Annotated in this window: 20 protein-coding genes and 2 pseudogenes; 5 read left to right on the forward strand and 17 right to left on the reverse strand. The window is 56.0% G+C overall.

Features of this window, described 5'->3' with window-relative positions; translation table 11 throughout:
- The 6 genes and pseudogenes from TR36_RS00005 to dcm all read right to left on the reverse strand — a co-directional run.
- Positions 1-376 (reverse strand): annotated as a pseudogene (locus TR36_RS00005) (helix-turn-helix domain-containing protein); the annotation flags it as partial.
- A gap of 177 nt (positions 377-553) precedes the next feature.
- Positions 554-1,414, reverse strand: a complete 861-nt coding sequence (locus TR36_RS14810; RefSeq protein ID WP_237763483.1) for an HNH endonuclease — start codon at positions 1,412-1,414, stop codon at positions 554-556.
- A complete protein-coding gene (locus TR36_RS00015) occupies positions 1,411-2,712 on the reverse strand; it encodes an LlaJI family restriction endonuclease (protein WP_045393640.1) in 1,302 nt (433 codons plus the stop codon). Before TR36_RS00015 ends, TR36_RS14810 begins: the two co-directional genes overlap by 4 nt.
- Positions 2,696-4,099 (reverse strand): AAA family ATPase, encoded by a 1,404-nt coding sequence (locus TR36_RS00020; RefSeq protein WP_192841299.1) that lies wholly within the window; start codon positions 4,097-4,099, stop codon positions 2,696-2,698. The genes TR36_RS00015 and TR36_RS00020 overlap by 17 nt, the downstream gene beginning before the upstream one ends.
- Positions 4,100-4,239: 140 nt before the next feature.
- The gene (locus TR36_RS00025; RefSeq protein ID WP_062762030.1) at positions 4,240-4,704 is read right to left on the reverse strand and encodes a very short patch repair endonuclease; all 465 of its coding nucleotides are present in this window, start codon (positions 4,702-4,704) and stop codon (positions 4,240-4,242) included.
- A gap of 3 nt (positions 4,705-4,707) precedes the next feature.
- Positions 4,708-5,973, reverse strand: a complete 1,266-nt coding sequence (dcm, locus tag TR36_RS00030; RefSeq protein ID WP_045393636.1) for a DNA (cytosine-5-)-methyltransferase — start codon at positions 5,971-5,973, stop codon at positions 4,708-4,710.
- A 188-nt stretch (positions 5,974-6,161) separates the two neighbouring features.
- On the opposite strand from dcm, the gene TR36_RS15420 reads away from it, so the two are divergent.
- Positions 6,162-6,695 (forward strand): hypothetical protein, encoded by a 534-nt coding sequence (locus TR36_RS15420; protein ID WP_153010448.1) that lies wholly within the window; start codon positions 6,162-6,164, stop codon positions 6,693-6,695.
- Positions 6,696-7,148: 453 nt separating this feature from the next.
- On the opposite strand, the gene TR36_RS14725 is transcribed toward TR36_RS15420, so the two are convergent.
- Complete coding sequence (locus tag TR36_RS14725; protein WP_045393633.1) at positions 7,149-8,294, reverse strand: ImmA/IrrE family metallo-endopeptidase; 1,146 nt, start codon at positions 8,292-8,294, stop codon at positions 7,149-7,151.
- A gap of 436 nt (positions 8,295-8,730) precedes the next feature.
- Here TR36_RS14725 and TR36_RS00045 point away from each other — a divergent pair, with 436 nt between their 5' ends.
- From TR36_RS00045 to TR36_RS00055, 3 genes are read left to right on the forward strand one after another with little or no spacing between them, the layout of a single operon-like run.
- A complete protein-coding gene (locus TR36_RS00045) occupies positions 8,731-9,438 on the forward strand; it encodes a multiubiquitin domain-containing protein (protein ID WP_062762032.1) in 708 nt (235 codons plus the stop codon).
- Entirely contained in the window at positions 9,413-10,588 is a 1,176-nt protein-coding gene (locus tag TR36_RS00050) for a ThiF family adenylyltransferase (protein ID WP_045393625.1), read from the forward strand. Before TR36_RS00045 ends, TR36_RS00050 begins: the two co-directional genes overlap by 26 nt.
- On the forward strand, positions 10,585-11,037 hold the full coding sequence (locus TR36_RS00055; protein ID WP_052362693.1) for a DUF6527 family protein: 453 nt from the start codon (positions 10,585-10,587) through the stop codon (positions 11,035-11,037). Before TR36_RS00050 ends, TR36_RS00055 begins: the two co-directional genes overlap by 4 nt.
- 120 nt (positions 11,038-11,157) lie before the next feature.
- Here the strand turns inward: TR36_RS00055 and TR36_RS00060 are convergent, their stop codons facing one another.
- Together TR36_RS00060 and TR36_RS14815 are read right to left on the reverse strand one after the other, a co-directional pair.
- Positions 11,158-11,739, reverse strand: coding sequence for a recombinase family protein (locus TR36_RS00060; RefSeq protein WP_062762034.1), 582 nt, complete (start codon positions 11,737-11,739; stop codon positions 11,158-11,160).
- 352 nt (positions 11,740-12,091) lie between these two features.
- Positions 12,092-12,367: pseudogene (locus tag TR36_RS14815) on the reverse strand (ATP-binding protein); the annotation flags it as partial.
- 53 nt (positions 12,368-12,420) lie between these two features.
- On the opposite strand from TR36_RS14815, the gene TR36_RS00070 reads away from it, so the two are divergent.
- Positions 12,421-13,580 (forward strand): IS3 family transposase gene (locus tag TR36_RS00070; RefSeq protein WP_153010449.1). Its coding sequence is split into 2 segments (ribosomal slippage): positions 12,421-12,670 and positions 12,670-13,580, totalling 1,161 coding nucleotides; the frame shifts between segments, so codons are not numbered across the junction.
- 553 nt (positions 13,581-14,133) lie between these two features.
- Here TR36_RS00070 and TR36_RS00075 read toward each other — a convergent pair.
- The 8 genes from TR36_RS00075 to cyoB form a co-directional block, all read right to left on the reverse strand.
- Entirely contained in the window at positions 14,134-15,027 is an 894-nt protein-coding gene (locus TR36_RS00075) for an SDR family oxidoreductase (RefSeq protein WP_045393253.1), read from the reverse strand.
- 147 nt (positions 15,028-15,174) lie between these two features.
- Positions 15,175-15,570 carry a hypothetical protein gene (locus TR36_RS00080; protein WP_045393255.1) on the reverse strand — a complete coding sequence of 132 codons (396 nt, stop codon included), beginning with the start codon at positions 15,568-15,570 and terminating at the stop codon, positions 15,175-15,177.
- Between the two features lie 332 nt (positions 15,571-15,902).
- Complete coding sequence (locus TR36_RS00085) at positions 15,903-16,433, reverse strand: response regulator transcription factor (RefSeq protein WP_045393258.1); 531 nt, start codon at positions 16,431-16,433, stop codon at positions 15,903-15,905.
- Positions 16,426-17,688, reverse strand: a complete 1,263-nt coding sequence (locus TR36_RS00090; protein ID WP_062762037.1) for an ATP-binding protein — start codon at positions 17,686-17,688, stop codon at positions 16,426-16,428. The genes TR36_RS00085 and TR36_RS00090 overlap by 8 nt, the downstream gene beginning before the upstream one ends.
- The gene (locus tag TR36_RS00095) at positions 17,667-18,395 is read right to left on the reverse strand and encodes an SURF1 family protein (RefSeq protein ID WP_237763484.1); all 729 of its coding nucleotides are present in this window, start codon (positions 18,393-18,395) and stop codon (positions 17,667-17,669) included. The genes TR36_RS00090 and TR36_RS00095 overlap by 22 nt, the downstream gene beginning before the upstream one ends.
- Positions 18,388-18,792, reverse strand: a complete 405-nt coding sequence (gene cyoD / locus TR36_RS00100) for a cytochrome o ubiquinol oxidase subunit IV (RefSeq protein WP_045393263.1) — start codon at positions 18,790-18,792, stop codon at positions 18,388-18,390. Before cyoD ends, TR36_RS00095 begins: the two co-directional genes overlap by 8 nt.
- Positions 18,792-19,409: a cytochrome o ubiquinol oxidase subunit III gene (gene cyoC / locus TR36_RS00105; RefSeq protein WP_045393265.1), complete on the reverse strand. Its 618-nt coding sequence runs from the start codon at positions 19,407-19,409 to the stop codon at positions 18,792-18,794. Before cyoC ends, cyoD begins: the two co-directional genes overlap by 1 nt.
- Before the next feature lie 3 nt (positions 19,410-19,412).
- Positions 19,413-21,401, reverse strand: a complete 1,989-nt coding sequence (gene cyoB / locus TR36_RS00110; protein WP_045393267.1) for a cytochrome o ubiquinol oxidase subunit I — start codon at positions 21,399-21,401, stop codon at positions 19,413-19,415.
- Between the last annotated feature and the right edge of the window lie 6 nt (positions 21,402-21,407).

The raw sequence follows: 21,407 nt of genomic DNA on the forward strand, positions 1-21,407 counted from the left end.
ACAAGCGGCACGAATGTCCCGCGATCCGTCGTCTGTTGCGCGCGTTGCCTGTCTCCTTTCCAGGTCCCGCACGAAGGCCGCGACCCGCTCATANCGAGCCGTCATAGCCAAGCTGAACCAGATCAGCGTGCATCTGCTTGGCGGTGCGCCGGTCCTTGCGCGACTTGCGCTGCTCGGTCACCAGCCAGCCTGACAGCTTTTCTGCATACGGGTCCAGCTTGCTCGGTCGCGCCGGTGTCTGAAACTGGGGCTCAACGATCCCCGCACGCAGATACTTCCTGATGGTGTTGCGGGACAGCCCGGTCCGCCGCGCAATCTCGCGGATGGGCATCTTGTCCCGCAAAGCCCAACGCCGAATGACGCTCAAAAATCCCATGTCGATCACTCCAATATCCCCTGACAAATCCCGTCAGGGGCAAGGTTCCACATGGGTCAAATCTCAGTGACAATTTCGACTGCTGCTGGGTCAGCTCTGAGTGACATTCAACAGGAAGTGAAGCAGAAGCTACTCGAGAAGCCACGTTCGATGATCACGGAAATGAATTGCCCTCGGTCAAACTCCGTATGCTACGAAAAGATCGCCCAATGTGAATAGCAACCCATTATGCCTTAATAAATTCACCCTTTGCGTATAAATATGATCAATGAGTGCCCTTTTATTTTCCAACGTTCCATGATGAATGTTTCGATGGCAATTCGGGCATAACGCTACGATATTTTGATGAACGTCCAAATTGTACGTAAAATATGCGGCACGACTAACAGGCATCAGGTGGTGTGCCTCAACAAACTGCCGGCCGGACACCCGAGAGACAAAAGTCTGGTGCCGTGGGTTGATCTCGCACAAGTAATCCGCTCGTTCCAAAGCTATAACAGCTTGCTCAATACTCCTGCTATAGATGAGGCGCATTTCCAATCTTGGATCTCGGAGATGACCGATGGCGCGCTGGATATCTAGCTGACCTTCAGCTCCGGCAAACATATCCACGGCAATTTCATCTTCTGGTCGAGCCTCGTGGTCTCCAGCTTCTATGATATCAAAGTTAGCCTGCGCTAGAAAGCCCACGACCGGGTACGGTTCTCTGGCACGGCGAAAAATGACAAACTGTTCGCCTGCTTGCCCTGAAAATCCCCGCTCATTTCCCATATAAAGGCGAAGCTCGTTTCCCTCGGGCTTAGGATACTTGATTATGAGGTGCCGTTCGGCTTCAATATTGCCAGCCAAAACCAGGAAGGGAATTCCCTCCATAGCAGCGTGCTGCCGAGGAATATCCTCTAACGGCAAGAAATTATTTAATATGTTTTTTTCGTGTTGATCGAGCGTAACCGACCGGTCATGGTTTGCCTCGGTTGCGGTTACAGTCGAATAAGCCCCGCAGGTTGCCCCTAAGTAGCGCAGCATTTGAATGCTCATGCTCGGCATTTGATATCCTTTCCATCCTCACCTCCCAGCTGCAAACATGCAGGTGGGAACGCAGTATCCGAGCGATATTGACAATAGTTGTTCATGACTGAAGGCATCGGCAGGTAGTGACAGGCTATCTTCGGGAAATCTTGCAGGTACGTTCCGTCGGATTTCTGCCTCATAGTTACCTGATGGAACATCCCCCCGGTTTCATTCTTCCCCGGAAAAACAAAGCAATTATGGATTCTGGCGCCGGTCCCGACAACGCTCCGTAGGGCCATTTCGTAGAACATCTGCTTGGCGATATCCGGCCATCCCGGAACGGTACTAGCCGAGGTGGCAGCGTAGTACTTCGCATCGATGATCGTGTAGCCTGTATCATCGCGGAGTATGATATCCGTTAGCATTCCACGCTCGGGTGCATCCGATGTGCCACCCGGAACGGTTTCATAGACAGCGTGGGGCAAGCGGGCATTCCAGTTCCCTTCCACGTGCAAGAGTGTCTGGCGAAGCATGACCTCCCACACCGTATGGAAATCCTCGACGCCGAAGACAAAGCTTCCCGCTGCGGACGCCCTGCAGTCGCGCAGATAATATCCAAGATAAGTCGCCAGGAAAATCGAACGCGCCGAATAGAGGCTAGGAAGTAATGCTTCCAGAAGAACCGGCCACAGGCTTCTGGGCTGATAGGGCTTCTTCTGCCACCTCAACTCGGGGCGACGGGCGCGCGCGCCGTCAATCCACCATCCGTGCTGTTCGATTATCTCGGAAAGAACCGCGGCCTGAACCTGTGCAAGTAGCGTTTCGCTGCTGTTCACTGCTTTAGTGGTAGCTATGTCAGGATATATCAGCTCCCCTTCTCCCGAAGGAAAAGCCTGTGCGCGCGTCACGGTACGCTTCCAGTCAGGTTTGCCGGTGTTTCTTGCACAGACACGCTGCCGTTCGTGAAAAAGACCGTTCTGCCTGAAATCGTCAGCCAGTGACTTGATGACTGCAAGGGATCCGGGGTTGCCATGCTCGCCATCACCGGCAAACTCCCGGCCCGAAGCCTCCCGTCCGTAGCGTGCGAGCGTCTTCATCGTCAGCTTCGCAGCATCCAGCGATCGATCGGGCATGGCCAGCGGGAGGAAAACGGCTGTTTTACCGTCCTTACCCCGCACAATACCACAGAACCGCACACGGGCGTTTCCGTCGACCTTGCCGATACCCCACTCCCGCATTGCATCGAGCAATGGCTTGGCCGATCTGTCCAGTTCATCTACGGCCATCCGGTCACTATAGACGACCGGATTACTGTCCAACGGCATCCCCGGCACCGTCAGCTACGGCCATATCAGGCGTCGATACCGCATCGAGTTTCTCGAGAAACACGGTCGAGAACACTGGCGCCCCCCCAGAAGCAGCCTGATCCAGTTGGCCATATGTCCGGAGGTTTTTCGCGAAAATGATGTCCCTTCCCCCGTGCCGCAGAAGATCATCCCAGAGGTACAGCAGGATCTTTGCCGGTACACGTTCACCGAGTTCGCCGGGTTTTACAAACCATTGTCCCAACAGCCGGTCTTCGGCAACGTCCAGCTTCTCCGTCAACCAGCTATTTAGCGTCCGCACGAAGTCGCGCCAAGGCATGGACTTGTGGATATTACTTGCATCAACATAGGAGATCCGACCGTCAGGCGCATCCTGGCCCTCGAGGGGCAGGTATTCTTGGATCCAGCGCCGGCGGAAAGCCGTATCCAGCGGATACACGCCTTGGTCTGCACTGTTCATTGTCGCCACAATGCTCAGGTTAGAGGGGATCCGAAGCTTATGGATTTTCGGTCCTTTTTCTGATCTCATCCATGCCAGACTTTCCGGATTAGGGAAGTCGACTTCATATGTTCCGGTGCCATTCTCCTGACGATCCAGCAGCTGGAAAAGTTCTCCGAATACTCCTGCCGCAGGAGCGCGGTTCAGCTCCTCGATAACGAGAAAATGCTGGTTACCTGCATCCAGAAGGGCATCGCGGACAGAAATCATGAATGGCCCGGGTGCGAATTCGTAACGTATCTTGTCGTCATGGGTCCGAGGCTTCAACGATCCGAAAAAATCACTGTTTTGCGTGTCAGGATGGAAGACAGTCCTGACCGAATTTCCTCCCGCTACAAGCTCGTTAATCTTATGGGACTTTCCTGTACCCGGAGCACCGTAGATTATCAGATTGCGCCCACCAACGAGGCGCTCTACCTCGTCTTGCTCTTGCTCTTGCTCTTGCTCTTGCTCTTGCTCTTCAGCCGGAACAGCATCCTGCAGGGCGTCAAGATATTGATCGATTTGTGCAATAGCATTCGCAATTGCATCTGGATCGAGGTTGATGGTTTTTACAACGCGATCCTCTTCACTGTTCGAATAGTGAATAACTTTTGCAAGCAGCTCGAAAAATGGCAGCGTCTGTACGCTTCCCATAGTTTTGGCTACGTCGTTCTGAAGACAATTCCTGAAAGCTTCCCGCCAAGCATTTTCATCGTAATGCGGCGTGAATCTCGCGAGGTGTTCGGAGATGTCGACAAGTGTTTGCCGAAGCTGCGAAACAGATATTGTGAACCAACCTTCGCCGCGCCGACCGGAATTGCTAAAATCCACCACGGCCTCTACACGTGGCTCCCGTGTATCTGTCAGAACACCATTTGCAGCAATTATTCTATCAAATACAGGCATGTAAGCGTCCATCATGGTGTCTTTCGACACACGTAAGACATTCACGTGCCTCTGTCACCGATTCTTGACGCGCTACGCGCTTCGTCCCCGTTCAAGATGGACGGTTGGATTTATATGCTGGGTTGCATGGAGGTTTCGGATCACCCGACGATGGCGCCGCGAATTTCTCGGGCGACACACGCACTTAGAATGGACGCGGTGAGCGTTTCAATCAAGAAGTTTTCTTCAAGCCTGCCCCGCCCCTTGAGGGCACATTCCCAGATGACGATGACACGCCAGCCTCTTGTGAGAAGTTCTGCTGTCTTCCGCGCGTCCCGCTCCCTGTTTCCCGAGATCTTGGCGGTCCAGAACCCGGTCCGGCTCAGGGGTGGCCTGTAGAGCGCGCACCGCTCATGGCCATGCCAGTAGCAACCGTTCACGAAAATGGCAGTGCGGAACTTCGGCAGCACGATATCGGGCCGTCCCGGAAGGTCCTTACGATGCAGGCGGAACCGGAATCCGGCCCTATGCAACAGACTCCTTATAGCCATCTCGGGCTTCGTATTCTTGCCCTTGATACCTGCCATCATCCGGCTGCGCGTTTCCGGCGAAACGATATCGGCCACTGGTCAGCCTTTCAGATAGCCAGCCATCTCCCTGGCAATCGCGCGTATGACCGGCACCGCCACCGAATTCCCGAACTGCCGGTAGTTTTGCACATCCGATACCGCGTCGACGTTGAAATCCTCGGGGAACCCCTGGATGCGGGCACACTCGCGCGGTGTCAGCTTACGCGGATTGCGACCGATGTCGCTCTGGTCGATCAGGATCTCGCTTCCGTCCTTGTAGTAACGGGCACTGATCGTGTTGCAGTATGTGCTTTTCACGTTGAACAGGCTGTAGCCGAAGCCGTTCCCCTTCTCCCGGTGTTCCTGAAGCCGCCGCTGGTGTCCTGCGAACAGCCGGTCCGAGAGGGTATATTTCGGATCGACCGTCGCATTGTCCTCGAGGACGTCACCAAGGCAGGTGACCGACCGCTGCTCCAGCAACTTGTCCAGAATTTTCTTGGACAGATCCCGTTCGACTGCTTCCGGCACCTGATCACGGTCAAAGCCGATGATGTAGACCCGCTCCCTGTTTTGGGGCACACCGAAGTTCTTCGCGGAAAGCACCGCAAAATTGACGCGGTAGTTCAGAGGAATGCCACGGCTCTTGCGGGCTTCCTCGCTCATCGGAACACTCTCCGGAATGCTGGCGACCTCCCTTCCCTCCAGAATGGCGAGGATCGTCTTGAGCGTACGGCCCTTGTCATGGCCGCGGAGCTGCTTGACGTTCTCGAGCAGGAACGCTTTCGGCCGGTGATAGGCGAGGATCCTCTGGATCTCGAAGAACATTGTGCCACGGGTGTCATTGAAGCCCTGCCGCAAGCCGGCCTGGGAGAAGGCCTGACAAGGGAAACCGGCAAGAAGCAGGTCATGTGCGGGTATCTTATGCGCGGGGATTACAGTGATGTCCCCGTGAGGCACCTCGCCGTAATTCGCTGCGTAGGACTTCTGGGAAAACTTGTCCCACTCCGATGTGAAAACGCAATGCCCGCCGATATCCTGGAATGGAAGCCGGATCCCGCCGATTCCGGCAAACAGATCGATAAACCGGAAATCCGGAGTACGTTCGCTGTCTGCGAACGGGCTGCGGAACGGAATGCGATCCGGCAGGTTCCGGATCTGGTCGAACCGCGCACGGGTCGGACGATGCTCGCCGCGTTCCCACCCTCCAACCGTCCGCTCTCCGCCATCGCCTAGCATCAACAGGTCCGCGAACTCGCGCTGGTTGAGGCCCATGGCCGTCCGCTTGTCGGCGATATAGTGGCATACGGAATGCTGCAGGTCGAACATGGCTTGGTCCCCGGTTTTTCTACCGTATAGGTAGCGGCAAACCCAGGGTCAAGTCCAGGATAAGTTCATGCTTGGTTCACGTTGTTTACCTTGACCAGAAGGAAGCAAAGACTTAGAAATTATAACCTCAAAGAAGCGTTGAATTCGTTATCGGTATATAATTCCTTATCAACCATCCCGGTGCATACATGAATAAGGCCGATCTGTATCACGAGGCACTTAGCCTCCATCGTCATTATGACAATCTTTCCCAATTGTCGATCGCTTCCTTAGTTGCCGTAGCGGGGGCTACACCGGTTGCCTATGACAAGGTTAAGGATATGACCTTTGGTGGATCAATATTTTTAGGTGGAGCTATTCTGATATGGGTCGTTTTGCAGCTATACGCGCGGTTTGATGCTCATGCCGCTATGTGTATGAAATTTGGAGAACTTATTGAACGGTCCGGTCTAAATATAGATAGCCCTATAACCGAGGGAGCAGAGGGAAATGACAACGTCATTCACGGCGTAGCCCATGCATTCCATCATAGAAAAGATTTCAAGTTATTAAATTTGAGAGCAGGAGGCTTTATATTCAGCCGCATTCGTATTATCTGCTTTCTGTGTATAATAATTTTTACAATAACCGGAGCCTCTCTGGTTTTTTATAAATTAAAATCTGACTATCAACAATCCAAGATAACATACAAATCTTCCCAAACTAATATCCACCGAAATTGATATGAAAGTTTTCGCTAACTAAAGCTCCATGCTTAATTAGGTTCTATTTAAACCTGCTACGCCCTGATTTCGGATCAATCTGAGCGAATCATCTTCCGAATTCAATCGAATAGGTCAGGTGTCTCTTTATCCCGCCGTCGTGAAATGCGCTCGCCCACGTGCATACAGTGGTGTTTTATATGGCCAAGGCCCTTGGCTCCTTCGAAATGTGCGGAACCGCCCCTTTTCATGCGCACTGAGACAATCTCCGCTTTGCACACGGGGCACTGATGCCTCATCGAAGATGACTTGGCTTTCACACCTTCTGAGAGGCAAACCCAACTTGATCGGACATTTACAATTGCTCCGTTACGACCCTGCCTCCGGTGTTCCTTACGCGGTATCCATCGCGAACTCATATTTTTAACCTTTGATTAGCGGTTTGATTTTGCAATCGAAATAACTGCGGTTTTATTAAATAAGGACTGCTCTAACCTCACCACGTCCCAATAATTTCGAGAAGCGCCTGTAATCTTGGTGTTCCCTCTGCCAGCGTCCTGCTACGACTGCGGGATTCACTTCTGCATATTGCGCAATCTGCATGATTCCGTTGATATCAAGATTCTCCGAAACGTGCTTTTTCCAGATACCTGAGGGTATAAGAGCTTCCTGTGCAAATTGATCAGCCTCGTCTTCGATATCATCACCACCTTTCACATCCAGATCGTCCAAAATGAGATGGCGGTCCGCATTTAGATGCATTGAAACATGGCAAAACTCGTGCAGAAGCGTAAACCAGAAGTTATCTAATCGATCATGACGGAGTGTCATGGCGATGACAGGTCGGCCATCAGTCCGACACAAAGCTGCGCCATCTAGATAGGTCCCCGGTAAATGCTCGAGCGCAACAAATATTATCCCGTATCCATGCAGAGTTGTTTCAACTGATGACAAGGCGTCGGGTCGCTGACTTAACCTAGCAAGTTCATGCCCCCACTCAGGTTTAATCGGATTCCGTTTGGCCGGCATTGTCACGGCATCAGCTTTAGACAGAACCGCTGCACACCAAGCCTGTACTGCGCCAAAATCAGTTTTTGCATTTGTACGTTCGGTTCGAGTTTTGCGTAGGAGAGCCGGCGCAGACGCAGAAGGAAAAAATCGATCTATAAATTGCTCGTACGTTTCTCGCGGTTTAAGCACTCCGAACGTTTTTAACTTATCAAGAGCCGCTTTGGATGGCTTGCCTATTCTGGTCGATGGTTCCGGCTGCGGTGATGATATCAATGAAGCAGCAGGGATACCTAGATGCTTATGCAAAGCTCGTATCATGTCGATTGATAGATCACGCCGACCCGATAGAACCTCCGACACACGAGCGCGAGATCCGATGTATGGCTCAAGGTCTCTTGGCTGGAGATTGGACTGGTTCATGCGGAACCGGATAGCCTCGATAGCCGTAGGAGTCGGAATGTCATGCTGATCGTTCTCCCAACGCTCTATGAGCGTTTGGAGAACTTCCAGTTCATCCAGCAGATCAGCATCGGTCGCGCTCATAAGCTCCTCTGCTCTCGCAAGAGAAGCTTCGTAACTTTCCTGAGAACGGATCGGAACGATGTTCATAGAGAAGCCCGCCGCTTCGACGTGGCGGCAGATCTTGGCTTCGTGTTTTGATTGCTGGAGTCAATCAAGGCGATACCCCTTTTGAAGTTGAATAAAACGACTGCTTCGAGGACGTCATCGATTCTGATGGTAACTTGTTCCTTCGACCATTTCCCGTTGGGGAATGCTGCACTCACAGCATTTGCATCCTCCCAGCAGCCGTCGCTGAGTTCTGCGCAAAGAGCCGCGCATGCACCTGGCGCCGCAGGCGATGCGTCGGCCGCCGCAGCTAGCAGTTTTGGTATACCCATCAGCTTCATCGGCCCTCAGACAGCAGCATTCGGTAGACAGGATCATAAACGTTCCCGTTTTGGGATCAACCCTCTTGCCAACTGGGATCAGGCGCGCCATGTTAAAAGTGTTCCCATTTTGGGAGCTTAGAAAGGATGCCTAGATCATGACTCCCCCTAACGATGCCCCTAACGATCTGAAGCAAGCGGCTGGCCAGCGTGGCTTTGCCTTTACGGTGAACGATCAGCACTTTGCCATCGACGACAACGATCCGAGCGGGCGCGACCTGCGCGCTGCTGCCAGACTCAATCCTGCCAGCTCCTACATCCTGATCGAAATTCGCGATCTAGGCACGACTTCCATCGGCCTTGACGATAAGGCGAAGCTTATCAAGGGCGAGGTTTCGGCCTTCCGTGCGTTTGAGAGCGACCGCCTGTTCTCCTTCACACTCAACGAACGAGCATGGGAGTGGGGCGACGAGACGATTTCGGAAGACGAACTTCGGCGGTATGGCGAAGTCCCGCACGATCATGACATCGTCCTCGATGGCCAGCATGACACGGTTATTGCACGAGGTGCCGTCGTGTCGCTTGCTGGCAAGAACGCGGAGCAATTTATCACCCGTCCGGTACCGCCACGGGAGGTGACGATTGTGATCAATGGCCGCAAGCGCACTGTCCCTGCAGGGATGATCACATACGATACTGTGGTGAGCCTGGCCTTTCCGGATGCCGCTCCAAATCCCGATATCATCTATACCGTTGGCTTCCGTCATGGCGGGCCCGCCCAACCCGAAGGCTCCCTCGTGGCGGGCCAATCCGTGCAAGTTCATGAAGGGATGATTTTCGGTGCCACACCCACTAATCGCTCATAATCCCGACCTCGCGCGCCTTCAGGACGAAGGTTTCGACATCGAAATCAACGGCAATCACTTGGTCGTTCACGACGTACCCTACGTGAATGATCGGAAAGAGGTCTGCCTTGGAAAGCTAGTTTCCGATTTGACACTTAGCGGAGATGTCACCGTTTCCCCACAGAACCATGTTGCGATGTTTGCTGGGGATCAACCTTGCGATATGGCCGGTCAGCCTATCGCAGCCATTACCTATCATGATCAACGTCAGGACTTGGGAGGCGGCCTAATTGTAGACCGGGCGTTCTCCAACAAGCCGCTGGAGGGTTATAGAGATTACTATCATAAGATCACGACCTATGTCGGGATAATCTCCAACCCGGCCGCTGCCCTTGATCCCTCGGCAACACCCCGGACCTTCCAGGTCCGGGGTGGCGAAGAGAACAGCCCGTTTCAATACTTAGACACCGCAAGCACCCGCGCTGGCATAAGTCAAATCACTGACAAACTGGCGGTAGAGCGGGCTGTGATCGTGGGACTCGGAGGTACGGGCGCTTACTTGCTGGACCTGCTTGCCAAGACACCTGTCCGCAGGATCGATCTATTCGACGGCGACCGATTCCTTCAGCACAATGCCTTCCGAGGGCCTGGTGCGCCGTCCGTCGACATCCTACGAACCAAACCGTGGAAGGTGGACTACTGGCACGCGATTTACAGCAATATGCACAAAGGCATCGTTGCCAACCGCATGTATCTTGGGGATGGAAACCTTGAACAGCTCGCGGGAGCTGACATCGTGTTTCTTTGCATGGATGCAGGACCTGCGAAGATGGGGATTATCCGGGGGCTTGAGCGACTGGACCTTCCCTTCATCGACGTCGGAATGGGGCTCGATTTAGTAGACGACCATATCATCGGCCAAGTTCGGGTCACTTCAAGCACGCGCGAAAAACGAGATCATGTTTGGAACGGGCGTGTTGCCATGACGGGCGGTGACAACGATCTTTACGGTCGTAATATTCAGGTAGCCGACCTCAATGCCCTCAATGCGACCTTGGCCATCGGGCGCTGGAAACGAATGGTGGGCTTTTACCTGGACCTCGAGCATGAGCACCATTCCGTCTACGCTGTCGATGGAAACCACTTGTTGAACGAGGAACGGTTACCATGAAGGTTGACCGCCTCAAAACTGCTTTCGTAAAGGAAATCCCGGAGAGCCTTGAGCCGGGTATTCTTTACCTTGCCCTCGATTTCGATGCGATGGCTCATCTTTGCGCCTGTGGCTGCGGGCGCGAAGTTTCCACGCCGATTAGTCCTACGGACTGGAAGATCACTTGGAATGGCGTGGGCATGAGCGTGCGCCCGTCAATCGGCAACGGGTCGCTGGCGTGTCGTTCGCACTATGTCATCGAGGGTGGACGGATCAACTGGTGTGCTCCGATGTCAGATCGAGATATCAAGACGGAGCAGGCAAGGACAGCCAAGGCAAAAGGACTGGTGCCGACGCTACCTCCCGTTGATGGAAAAACAGCGACTGAACCTCAGGCCGTTGCTTCCTTCCCTGAGCCTGTGCACGTATCTTGGCTCGTAACGCTCTGGCACCGCCTTTTCAAAAGATAGAAATGACTACCTATCAGCTGTGAAGGCTAAAATGCAGCAGTGCGGCACCGGTCGCACTGCTGCGTCTTGTTGATGTCCAAGCAGCCAGAAACATGATTTTTTTCATCTTGGCCTGCTTAGTCATCGATATGTTCCGCCACGACAGCGAGCGATAGTCATGCGGCTGCACCCATAGCGACGAGCGAGATCCGAAACCGTCACTCCAGCCTGCAACTCAGCGCGGATACTCTGCTTCTGTGTCTCTGACAGAGTGGAGGGACGCCCAATAATCTTTCCTTGCGACCGGGCGCGGGCCATACCCGCATGGGTCCGCTCGATCAGCAATTCGCGCTCGAATTGCGCGACGGCGTTCAAGATGGTCATGGTGAACTGTCCGGCTGGACTGGTCAGGTCGCTGCCGCCTAGGGCGAGGCAGTGAACGCGCACCTGCATTCCGGCAAGCAGGCTGACGGTCTGCGCCACGTCCATCGCATCGCGGCCGAGCCGGTCCATCTTCGTGACCACCAGCACGTCCCCCTCCTCCAGCCGATCGATCAGGCGGGCGAACATCGGGCGCTGCTGCGCGGGCACGCTGCCCGAGATGGTCTCGGAAACGATCCGGCGCTTCGGGATGGTGAAGCCGGCCGTCTCCAGCTCCTGCACCTGGTTCTCGATGGTCTGCTGGATGGTGGAGACGCGGACATAGGCAAAGGTGCGGGACATAGGCAAAAACCGTTCAAAAGGGTTGCTCACATCCTAGATGTTCATAACCCCCGCGCAAGACCCGTTTTGAGCACCCTTACCCACCCCTGTTCAAAACCGTTCCATTCTGAACAGGGAAACATCGTGGCTCAGAGCCCTAAGCCGACATTCGTGATCAGCTGAGCAGTTGCAGCGTATGATCCTGACCCATGGCTGGCCCGGATCGGTGCTGGAGTTCCGCCACGTCATCGGGTGTCAATCGGCACGCAAAACTGACCCCCTATCGGCGTCCAAAATTGACCCCCTTGAAGCGGTTTGCGCCGGGGCCTGAGCCGACGGAACTGATCAGTGGTGGAGGCGGGTCAGGCCCCGGTCATGCGCGGTTTTTGAAGCGCCAAGACTCGTTGCCGGTCTCGATGATCTCGCAATGATGGGTGAGCCGATCGAGGAGCGCCGTGGTCATCTTGGCATCGCCGAAGACCGTCGGCCATTCGCCGAAGGCAAGGTTCGTGGTGACGATGATCGAGGTGCGCTCGTAGAGGCGGCTGATCAGGTGGAACAGCAGCTGGCCGCCTGACTGGGCGAAGGGCAGATAGCCCAGTTCGTCCAGGATGACGAAGTCGAGGCGGGTCAGGTGACCTGCCCCCCGCGAAATCCCTCACCGTAATGTAGAGTCTGCGCCAACTCTGAAGGAGCAGACACATGCGAAAGAGCCGTTTCACCGAGGCGCAAATCATCGGAATGATCAAGGAGCAGGAGGCCGGGATGCCGACTGCGGAAGTGTGCCGTAGGCATGGGCTGAGCACTGCGACGTTCTACAAGCTGAAGGCCAAGTATGGCGGCATGGAGGTGTCCGAGGCTGCCAGGCTAAAGGCCCTTGAGGACGAGAATGCCAAGCTGAAGCGCCTGCTTGCGGACACCATGCTGGACAATGTCGTGTTGAAAGACCTGCTGGGAAAGAACTGACGACATTGACGAAGCGGCGAGATGCGGCGCTCCGGGTGATGCGGGATCATGACATCTCGCAGCGCCGGGCCTGTAGGCTGGTTGGTGTCGATCCCAAGACCGTTCGGCGTGAACGCCCGCCGGACAGTGCCGATATCCGCCAAGAGATGCAGGAGATCGCCGGCAAGCGGCGTCGGTTCGGGTATCGCCGGATCGGGGTCCTGCTGGAACGCAAGGGCATGATCATGAACCACAAGAAGCTGTATCGCATCTATCGCGAGGAAGGGCTTTCGGTGAAACGACGGCGAGGCCGGAAACGGGCGCGCGTCACGAGGACGCCGATGCCGGTTGCCGCGTGGCCCAACGCGCGCTGGTCGTTGGACTTCGTGTCCGACAGCTTTGGCGCGTCGCGGAAGTTCCGGATCCTGGCGGTGATTGATGACTGCACCCGGGAATGCCTGTGCCTCGTCGCGGACACCAGCCTGTCAGGGGCGCGTGTCGCCCGGGAACTCAGCTCCCTGATCCGGATTTACGGCAAGCCGGGTTGCATCGTCAGTGACAATGGCACCGAGTTCACCAGTCGGGCCATCCTCAAATGGGCCGACGAGAACGAGGTGCCGTGGCACTACATCGACCCAGGCAAGCCCCAGCAGAATGCCTTCGTCGAAAGCTTCAACGGCAGCCTGCGGGACGAGCTACTCAACGAAGAAATCTTCGACAGCTTGGACGACGCACGGCGAAAGCTGGCGCTCTGGCGCTACGACTACAACACGATCAGGCCACACTCGTCCCTGGCCAACCAGACGCCGCAGCAAGCGCGCCGGACGCTTGAGCAATTTGAGGGCTTCGCGCCCGGCGCGCTTGCGAAAGATGACCAAGCCGAATACCGAAATCCAAACTGCAGACTCTCGTTATGAATGAGGGACCAGTGGGGGGCAGGTCAACCCGGCAGAGAAACAAGCCGCGGCCTACCGATGTTGTGACGCCACTCTACTCGCAAAAATCGCCCGCAACACCGGAGCACCGAAGCGTGTACGATAAAAGCCCACTCCCGCGCGCAGATATTCTTACCTCAGATCCCGGAGGTCTATCGGGACAATGGTATCGAGAGGGCCAAAGCTCTAGCCGAACGGACCTCGGAGTATCTCCATATTTTGGCGAGATTTGCGATCAGCAAGCTCCGTGCGATCAACAATTCTGAAGCCCCCCGGATCACAACGGGTACATTTAGTTGGACAGCTATAAGATAGCCTGAGCGTATATTGAATACCTTGACCTAAAAACTCCGGCAACATCGCTACGATGCAACCAGTCTCTAACTAGAACCCGGGCAGAGGCCGCTGCAGGTCAGTTTATCCGGCTTCAAGCTGTCCCATGCCTACGAAAACCGGTCCCGATCCCGCACGAGAAGACGGATACGGTCCGGCAGACGTGTATCACTACATATCTGCCGGTTTATACCCAGAAACGTCATGCCACGCCGGAACCACCCGTCGCACCATAGACTTCACCCGTAATGTAACTGCCTTCATGGCTTGCCAAAAACACATAGATGGGTGCGATTTCGGCGGGCTGGCCCGGTCGGCCAAAGGATGTCTGCCCCCCGAACTGCGTGAGCTTGTCCTGCGGCTGTCCACCCGAGGGTTGCAATGGCGTCCAGAAAGGACCCGGTGCTACCACATTGGCACGGATGCCCTTGCTGATCATCTGCTTTGACAGCGCTTGGGTATAGGCCACGATCCCCGCTTTTGTCGTGGCATAATCCAGCAGAATATCCGACGGTGAATACGCCTGCACCGAGGCTGTGGTCACGATGGCTGACCCTGGTGGCATATGCGGCGTCGCTGCCTGTGCGATCCAGTGCATCGCATAAAGGTTCGTTTTCATCGTCCTGTCGAAATCCGCTGTCGTAAGCTCGTCTATGCTGTCGCGGAATTGCTGGTGCCCTGCGTTGATTACAAGTGTATCCAGACCGCCAAGCTCGGCCACGGCTTTTGCAACCATGTCCTTGCACCAATCCTCATTCGTAATGTCACCGGGAAGCAGGACGGCATTGCGCCCTTCCGCGCGGATCAGCGCAGCAACCGCCTCTGCATCGGTGCTCTCACTCTCCAGATAGGAAAGCGCGACATCTGCACCTTCGCGGGCAAAGGCAATGGCAACGGCACGGCCGATACCGGAATCACCACCGGTGATCATTGCCCGTCGACCAACCAGTTTGCCGGACCCGCGATAGCTGTCCTCGCCATGATCCGGCAGCGGGTCCATTGCGGTAACTTTTCCGGGCGCAGGCTGCGGCTGTCGGGGAAATGGCGGCTGGGGGTACAGTGTGCGGGGATCCTGAAGGCGCGGTGTATCGGTCATGAAAACTTCTCCTTGGATTTACCCAGAAACGCGATGTGCGGTTCAATGTTCCAAAAGAGACGCAAGGAGAGGCCCGTCATGCTGTCCGACCCCACCTGCGCTGCCGGAGATGCGAGAGGGGATACGTGGCGCTTTTTCCCGGGTGGATCAGAAATCATGCGGCTTCAAAGCCTCGGCTTCGCATTGCTGCCACGCCGCCGTTCTCTGTTCCAATGTGACGTCACCGGAAAAGGTTGAAGGCGCGGTGTACATACATGCCGAATGGACGGCTTCTTTTATCTGCACCTCGATACAGGCTTCTCGCGATAACGGCGGTGTATCGGGATTCCCGATAACCATATAGGGGTTCGCGTCACAACTCTTACCGTAATAGTCTACCCGTTCAGCTACCGATGCATCCAGCAGCCATCTTGGCCCCCCGGTACGGTCCGGATCAGGCGCCGGCTGACAGCTCCCCGTACCCAAGCACACATCACAGCCATTGAGCGCAACGGATACCACAATTGCCGTGCTGCCCAGAACTACCCAACGCATCCAGTTCATTTGTCGTGATCCTTTTGCAGCTCGCTCAAGGGTCTTTTGTGACACGATCGCTTGATGGTCGAAACCCTGGCGTGCCGCCGTATGCCGCATGAACAAGGCCTCGCCCCGCCATCAGGGCAAAAAGCGCAATGCCCCCGGCAAGGCAACGTCAATGACCGGATTGCTTTCCTGCCATACCGTCCCTGACAGGAAAGCCTATACATTAATCCTGCTGTATAGAAGAACGCACCCTGAAATTCAGGCGATCCACCAGCCAAAGAAGACTGCTTTGCCCCTGCCCGAACCGCGCCAGCCTTTAGCCTGCTACGCCGCCAAACGGCGATAGCTGCCGTTCAGCGTACCTGCCATTTCTCCAGTTTGCGGGCCAATGTCCGGCGATGCATCCCCAGCCGTCGTGCTGTTTCAGAGATGTTGAAATCGGTGGCGACCAGTGTTTCGTGGATACGTTCCCACTCCAGCGTCTTGATGGTCGTGGGCTGTGTGCCCGCCGCAACGCCCGTATCCCCTTCACCGCGTTTGAAGGCATCCAGAATATCGTCGGTGTTGGAAGGCTTTGTCAGATAATGACATGCCCCCAGCTTGATGGCCTCCACCGCCGTGGCAATGCTGGCAAAGCCGGTCAGAACCACGATCATCATGTCCGGATCATGACGGTGCAGCTGGTCCACACAGACCAGACCGGATCCGCCCTGAAGCTTCAGGTCCACCACGGCATGCGTCGGTGTATGCCGCTCCAACAGCTCTGGCAGCGCATCCGGGCCGGGGGCAGTCAGCACCGCATAACCGCGTTTTTCCAGCGACCGTTTCAATGTTGCCGCGAAATCGGCATCATCCTCGACCAGAAGCATCAGGCCTTCAGACATTTTTTCTCCTTAATGCCAATGATTCCAGCGGCAGGCGCAATGTGACTTCGGCGCCATGCGGCAGGTTGGCCGCGGTTATATCCCCACCCAGTTTGCGGATCGCGCTGATGGTCAGGAACAGGCCCAACCCTCGGCCCGGCCTGCCTTTGGTGGAACGGTAGGGCCGACCAAGATTTTCAAGAATGGAATAATCGAAACCTGGCCCCCTATCACGGATGGTCAGGATCAGATCGTCACCCTCACGCTCCACGTCAAGGGCGACCCAGTCGGGCGAAACCTCCAGCGCGTTATCCAGCACGTTCATCAGCATCTGCTTCAACGTGGCTTCCAGCACGACGGGCAGATCGTCCCCGAAATTGTTGTTCAGGGCCAACCCTTCGAAATCGCGCTGATCGCTCCAGTCGTTCGCAAGTTCCTCGACAAAGGCGTTGACTGTGGTCGGACGCGGCGATTCCCCGCGCGCCTCGCCCGAGGTCATCAGAATACCCGTCACGATCGCCTTGCAGCGGTCGATCGCCTTTTGCATGGCCGCAATTTCCTCCACCTGCTCCGGGTCGGTGGCCGCGTGCCGCCAGTCCCCCAGAATGACGGAAATGGAGGCGAGGGGTGTGCCCAGTTCATGCGCGGCCCCTGATGCGAACAGGCCCATACGGATGATATGATCCTCTTCCAACGCGCGTTGGTGCATGATGGCCAGCCGTTGCGTCCGGTCCCGAAGGTTGGCGGTGATCCGGGTCACAAAGGCGGCAATCAGAACCGCATCAAGGATCAGCGCAAAGAACATTCCGATCAGATAGAGCGGAAACAGGTCAAGACCGATCGGCAAGACCAGTGGCACATGAAAGGGGATCAGCAGAGCAAACAATCCGCTGATCAGGGCGACCAGGGTCCATGTCACCTCTCGGGGCAGCAGCACGGCCGAAAGAGTGATCTGCAACAGATAGAGAATTGTGAACGGATTGGTGGCCCCGCCGGACAGCCCAAGCTGGGTCGTCAATGCCAGCACATCCACGACCATTTCGGCCGCAGCGGCCCATCGCCAATGCCGGAACCGTGTTCTGCTGACAAGGTTCATGGCGATGAGGCCGGCAAGCACAAGTCCCATCGGAACCAGCGGCAGCTTGATATCAAGAAAAAGGGTGGCGATCGCAATCGTCGCCACCTGCCCTGCAACCGCAAGCCAGCGCAGTTGCACCAGCATGGTCAGGTTACGGCCATCGGCCAATTCATCGCTCAGGCGCGGCGCGATCGCCATTCAAGGACCCCGACATAGACAGACGCTCCTGCCAGACCTAGCGCAAGTGCGAACCATGTCAGGGCATAGCTCAGGTGACTATTCGGAAATGCGATGACGGTCATCCCGCCATAGGGGGCACCTGTCCCGGTCGCGTCGGCATCTATAAAGAATGGTGCCGTATTGTCCAACTTTTGCGTGGCAGCCATTGCCGCCACGTCACGGGAATACCAGCGGCCGCCTTCAGGGTCGTTCTTGCGCAGGAAACCGCCCTTGGGCTCGGTGATCCGAAGCAGGCCGGTGATGGTTTGCACGTCCGTAGGGCGGGAATAATCGTCCCGGCTCTCGGATGGTACAAAGCCACGGTTGATCAGATAGGTGCCATCCGCGGTTTGCAGCGGCGTCATCACCCAGAACCCTGCACCACGTTCCGTAACAGCCTGCGACAACAACGCCTGATCATTGTTGAATGTGCCTGTCACCGAAACGCGTCGGTATTCGTCATCAGCACGATTGACGGTGGCCCAGCTGTCCGGGCCCGGTGCGGCAACGGGTTCTGCATGGACACGCGCATCGACACGGGCGATCAGATCCGTTTTCCACGCAAGGCGCTGCACCTGCCAAATACCAAGCGACAGCAGCAGGGCAATGCCTGCTGCTGCCAAGACTGCCAGAATGGCCAGCGAGGTCGTGGAACGCGGCCGACGGCTCGTTCCCTGATCACTCACTCTGAACAACGCCTTCCGGGTTGCCCAGCACCATGTCATGCGCGGGCATCATGTTTTCATTCATGTTGAACATCACCCAGACCGAACCGGAAACCATGATGCCGACAACGACCAACGTGAAGACACCAGCGGTCATGGTCCAGCCCTGCTCGGAATCCGAGGTGACGTGCAGGAAGAAATAGACGTGAACGATGATCTGCACGATGGCAAACCCCGTCACCGAAAGGATCGTCGCCACACGGCTGTCCAATCCGCCGGTCATGACCAGCCAGAACGGAATGGCCGTCAGGATCACCGACAGGACAAAGCCGATCATGTAGGATTTGAACGAACCGTGGCTGTGGCTTTCACCATGGTGATCGCCGTGATGTGCGTCCGAATGGGCGTGATGTGCCATCAGATCATCCTCACTAGGTAGACGAAGGAAAAGACGCCGATCCAGATCACATCAAGGAAGTGCCAGAACAACGACAGGCAGCTCAGACGACGCTGCATGGCCGAAGTCAGGCCGAACTTCCGCGTCTGGATGACCAGTGTGAACAGCCAGATCATGCCGAAGGTCACGTGCAGACCGTGCGTCCCGACCAGCAGGAAGAAGGCCGACAGGAAGGCCGAACGCTGCGGACCCGCACCTTCGTGGATAAGGTGATGGAATTCGTACAGCTCGATACCCAGGAACGCGGCACCGAAAACAGCCGTCACCAACAGCCAGCCAATGACCTGGTTGCTGTTGTGCTTCTGCATTGCCAGCATCGCGAAGCCGTAGGTGATCGAGGAGAACAGCAGCATCGCCGTGTTGACCGCGATCAGATCTAGATCGAACAGCTCTTTCGGGTCGGGCCCGGCGGCATAGGAGCCGCCAAGCACTGCATATGTTGCGAACAGGACCGCAAAGATGAGGCAATCGCTCATCAGATAGATCCAGAAGCCCAGCATGGTGTTGCCGCCTTCCGGGTGGTGCGGCTCTTCCGTCAGGTGGAAAGAGCCGTCTTCGGGCAAGGTAACCGTGCTCATGCGTCAGATCTCCGCAAGTTGCTTGGTGCGGGCGTTCTCGGTCTCGGCGACCGTTTCCGCCGGGATGTAATAGTCCCGATCGCGGTTGAAGGTATGATAGATCGCATAGCCGATCATCGCGACGAAGCTCAGCGCAGCCAGCCACCAGATGTACCAGATCAGCGCGAAACCACAGGCCGTCGCAAAGGCGGACAGGATGATCCCGGCCTCGGTCCCTTTGGGCATATGGATCGGCACGTAACCGGAAACCGGACGTTCGTACTGCCGCGCCTTCATGTCCGCCCAAGTATCCAGATCATAGGCAACCGGTGTGAACGCGAAGTTGTAATTCGGCGGCGGCGACGATGTCGACCATTCCAGCGTACGACCACCCCATGGATCACCCGTCACGTCGCGCAGTTGGTCACGGCGCAGGATCGAAACGACGATCTGAAGGATGAAGGCACCGATACCGATTGCAACCAGAACCGCACCAAGTGCTGCAATGATGAACCAGATCCGCAGGTCGGGATCGTCGAACACACGTGTCCGGCGCGTCACGCCCATCAGCCCCAGAATATAGAGCGGTGTAAACGCAACCCAGTATCCGAGCACCCAGCCCCAGAACGAAACCTTGCCCCAGAACGGATCAAGGCGGAAGCCAAAGGCCTTCGGGAACCAGTAGTTGATACCGGCGAACACACCGAACACCACGCCACCGATAATCACGTTATGGAAGTGGGCGATAAGGAACAGCGAGTTGTGCAGAACGAAGTCGGCCGGAGGAACAGCCAGCAGAACGCCGGTCATGCCGCCAACGGTAAAGGTGATCAGGAACGCCAGCGTCCAGAGCATCGGAAGCTCGAACTTGATGCGGCCCTTGTACATGGTGAACAGCCAGTTGAAGATCTTCGCCCCGGTCGGGATGGAGATGATCATGGTCGTGATCCCGAAGAACGAGTTCACGGACGCCCCCGACCCCATCGTAAAGAAGTGGTGCAGCCAGACAACGTAGGACAGGATCGTGATGACGATCGTGGCGTAAACCATCGAGGTATAGCCGAACAGGCGCTTGCCGGAGAATGTCGCGACAACCTCGGAAAACACACCGAACAGCGGCAGGATCAGAATGTAGACTTCCGGGTGGCCCCAGATCCAGATCAGGTTGACGTAAAGCATCGGGTTACCGCCAAGATCGGCAGTAAAGAAGTTCGTACCGATGTAACGGTCAAGTGTCAGCAGCAGCAGCACAGCCGTCAGAACCGGGAAGGATGCAACGATCAGAACGTTGGTGCAAAGCGCGGTCCATGTGAAGATCGGCATCTTCATCATGGTCATGCCCGGGCAGCGCATCTTGATGATCGTGACCATCAGGTTGATACCCGACAGTGTCGTTCCCACACCGGCAACCTGAAGGCCCCAGATGTAATAGTCCACACCGACGGAAGGTGAGGCCCCGATGCCCGACAGTGGCGGAAATGCCAGCCAGCCGGTTTGCGCGTATTCACCGATGAACAGCGACAGCATCGTCAGGATCGCGCCGCCGACGGTCATCCAGAACGAGAAGTTGTTGAGGAACGGGAACGCAACGTCCCGCGCACCGATCTGCAACGGCATGACAAAGTTCATCAGGCCGGTCACGAAAGGCATCGCCACGAAGAAGATCATGATCACGCCATGCGCGGTAAAGATCTGGTCGTAGTGGTGCGAATTCAGATAGCCGTCACTGCCGCCGAAGGCGAGCACCTGCTGAAGGCGCATCATCAGCGCGTCGGCAAAACCGCGCAGCAGCATGATGATACCCAGCACCATGTACATGACGCCGATCTTCTTGTGGTCGATACTGATGACCCAGTTGAACCAGAGCGGACCCCAGAGACGATAATAGGTCATGGCCGACAGAACGGCCAAACCGATGACCGCCACCCCGATAAAGGTGCCGATCAGGATCGGTTCATGGATTGGAATGGCGGCCCAGGTCAGGCGGCCAAAGATAAATTCGGTAAGGGACATATTGCC

This window comes from Falsirhodobacter sp. alg1 (genome assembly GCF_000739715.2).
In the GTDB taxonomy this organism is placed as follows: domain Bacteria; phylum Pseudomonadota; class Alphaproteobacteria; order Rhodobacterales; family Rhodobacteraceae; genus Falsirhodobacter.

Coding starts and splice junctions, on each gene's coding strand:
- TR36_RS14810 (WP_237763483.1), bottom strand. CDS start 1,414: ATGAGCATTCAAATGCTGCGCTACTTAGGGGCAACCTGCGGGGCTTAT.
- TR36_RS00015 (WP_045393640.1), bottom strand. CDS start 2,712: ATGCCGTTGGACAGTAATCCGGTCGTCTATAGTGACCGGATGGCCGTA.
- TR36_RS00020 (WP_192841299.1), bottom strand. CDS start 4,099: ATGCCTGTATTTGATAGAATAATTGCTGCAAATGGTGTTCTGACAGAT.
- dcm (WP_045393636.1), bottom strand. CDS start 5,973: ATGTTCGACCTGCAGCATTCCGTATGCCACTATATCGCCGACAAGCGG.
- TR36_RS15420 (WP_153010448.1), top strand. CDS start 6,162: ATGAATAAGGCCGATCTGTATCACGAGGCACTTAGCCTCCATCGTCAT.
- TR36_RS14725 (WP_045393633.1), bottom strand. CDS start 8,294: ATGAACATCGTTCCGATCCGTTCTCAGGAAAGTTACGAAGCTTCTCTT.
- TR36_RS00045 (WP_062762032.1), top strand. CDS start 8,731: ATGACTCCCCCTAACGATGCCCCTAACGATCTGAAGCAAGCGGCTGGC.
- TR36_RS00055 (WP_052362693.1), top strand. CDS start 10,585: ATGAAGGTTGACCGCCTCAAAACTGCTTTCGTAAAGGAAATCCCGGAG.
- TR36_RS00060 (WP_062762034.1), bottom strand. CDS start 11,739: ATGTCCCGCACCTTTGCCTATGTCCGCGTCTCCACCATCCAGCAGACC.
- TR36_RS00075 (WP_045393253.1), bottom strand. CDS start 15,027: ATGACCGATACACCGCGCCTTCAGGATCCCCGCACACTGTACCCCCAG.
- TR36_RS00080 (WP_045393255.1), bottom strand. CDS start 15,570: ATGAACTGGATGCGTTGGGTAGTTCTGGGCAGCACGGCAATTGTGGTA.
- TR36_RS00085 (WP_045393258.1), bottom strand. CDS start 16,433: ATGTCTGAAGGCCTGATGCTTCTGGTCGAGGATGATGCCGATTTCGCG.
- TR36_RS00090 (WP_062762037.1), bottom strand. CDS start 17,688: ATGGCGATCGCGCCGCGCCTGAGCGATGAATTGGCCGATGGCCGTAAC.
- cyoD (WP_045393263.1), bottom strand. CDS start 18,792: ATGGCACATCACGCCCATTCGGACGCACATCACGGCGATCACCATGGT.
- cyoC (WP_045393265.1), bottom strand. CDS start 19,409: ATGAGCACGGTTACCTTGCCCGAAGACGGCTCTTTCCACCTGACGGAA.
- cyoB (WP_045393267.1), bottom strand. CDS start 21,401: ATGTCCCTTACCGAATTTATCTTTGGCCGCCTGACCTGGGCCGCCATT.